Annotated in this window: 2 protein-coding genes and 1 pseudogene; 1 reads left to right on the forward strand and 2 read right to left on the reverse strand. The window is 66.5% G+C overall.

The genetic code is table 11. From position 1 onward, the window contains the following. Positions 1-50 precede the first annotated feature (50 nt). Positions 51-218, reverse strand: a pseudogene (locus tag A5646_RS30300) (sensor histidine kinase); the annotation flags it as partial. A gap of 132 nt (positions 219-350) precedes the next feature. Here A5646_RS30300 and regX point away from each other — a divergent pair. After that, the gene (regX, locus tag A5646_RS00315) at positions 351-1,034 is read left to right on the forward strand and encodes a two-component sensory transduction protein RegX (RefSeq protein WP_007768263.1); all 684 of its coding nucleotides are present in this window, start codon (positions 351-353) and stop codon (positions 1,032-1,034) included. Here regX and A5646_RS00320 read toward each other — a convergent pair. Next, the gene (locus A5646_RS00320) at positions 1,031-1,522 is read right to left on the reverse strand and encodes an NUDIX domain-containing protein (RefSeq protein WP_067018971.1); all 492 of its coding nucleotides are present in this window, start codon (positions 1,520-1,522) and stop codon (positions 1,031-1,033) included. The genes regX and A5646_RS00320 overlap by 4 nt on opposite strands. Between the last annotated feature and the right edge of the window lie 21 nt (positions 1,523-1,543).

A 1,543-nucleotide genomic window follows, 5' to 3' on the forward strand; every position in this document is an offset into this window, starting at 1 on the left:
TCCGCGGGGACAAGGCCCGCTCACGGGCTACCGGCGGCAGCGGGCTGGGCCTAGCCATCGTCAAGCACGTCGCGGCCCTGCGATTGCTCGGATTCACCATCGTCGTGATGAGACACCCTGGCCGCCGGGATCGAAAGAGTGAACGTCGATCCGGTGCCCGGCTTGCTCCACACGCCGATGCTGCCGTTGTGGTTGGCCGCGACGTGCGGCCCAACCGCTCACAACGAGAGGAAGAACTAAGTCGATGACCCGCGCGTATGACGTTGCAGAGCGCAGCGATGAGGAGGAATCGCGCCGATGACCCGCGCGTATGACGTTGCAGAGCGCAGCGATGAGGAGGAATCGCGCCGATGACCAGTGTGCTGATCGTGGAGGACGAGGAGTCGCTGGCCGATCCGCTGGCGTTCCTGCTCCGCAAGGAAGGCTTCGAGGCCACCGTGGTGACCGACGGTTCGGCCGCGCTCGCCGAGTTCGATCGGGGTGGCGCCGACATCGTGCTGCTCGACCTGATGCTGCCCGGGATGTCCGGCACCGACGTCTGTAAGCAGCTGCGCGCGCGGTCCAGCGTGCCGGTGATCATGGTGACCGCCCGCGATAGTGAGATCGACAAGGTCGTCGGCCTCGAGCTGGGCGCCGATGACTATGTGACCAAGCCGTATTCGGCGCGTGAGCTGATCGCGCGCATCCGCGCGGTGTTGCGCCGCGGCGGTGACGACGATTCCGAGATCAGCGATGGCGTGCTCGAGTCCGGCCCGGTGCGGATGGACGTCGAACGTCACGTGGTCTCGGTCAACGGCGACACGATTACGTTGCCGCTCAAGGAGTTTGACCTTCTCGAGTATCTGATGCGCAACAGTGGCCGCGTGCTGACCCGCGGGCAGTTGATCGACCGGGTGTGGGGCGCCGACTACGTCGGTGACACCAAGACGCTCGACGTCCACGTCAAGCGGCTGCGGTCCAAGATCGAAGCCGACCCGGCCAACCCGGTGCACCTGGTGACGGTGCGCGGGCTGGGGTACAAGCTCGAAGGTTAGCCCGCCGGTGGCGGACCGTCGGTGTCGAAGACGGTCCGCTCGTCGTCGTTGGCGCTCAACGTGATACGTCGATGCATGTCCGCTGTCATCGGCGGAAGGTCATCGAGGTCGAACCAGGCGGCGGCAGTGCTCTCGTCGTCGGCCGCAAAGGGCTCCCCGGACAGCCACTCCATCCGGAACACGTGATCCAGGTACTGGGCGTGGTCGCCGTTGGCGTGCACGGTCGGCCGGGTCACGTGCACCCACGCCAATCTCGTGGCCCGCGCGCTGACCCCGGTTTCCTCGCGCACTTCGCGGGCCGCGCAGTCGGCCGGATTCTCGCCGGGCTCCACGATGCCGGTCACGGCCGTCCACGCGCCATTGTCGGATCGCTTGACCAGCAACACTTTTCGGCCGCGGATCGTGACGGCGGTGATGCCCGGCAACCACAGCGGCGCGTGGCCGATTCGGCGACGAAGCTCGACGATGAATTCCGGAACCGGCGTCACGTCGCGATTCTCTCGTTGATC

Source organism: Mycobacterium sp. 1245499.0 (assembly GCF_001673615.1).
Classification (GTDB): Bacteria; Actinomycetota; Actinomycetes; order Mycobacteriales; family Mycobacteriaceae; genus Mycobacterium; species Mycobacterium europaeum_A.

Coding starts and splice junctions, on each gene's coding strand:
- regX (WP_007768263.1), top strand. CDS start 351: ATGACCAGTGTGCTGATCGTGGAGGACGAGGAGTCGCTGGCCGATCCG.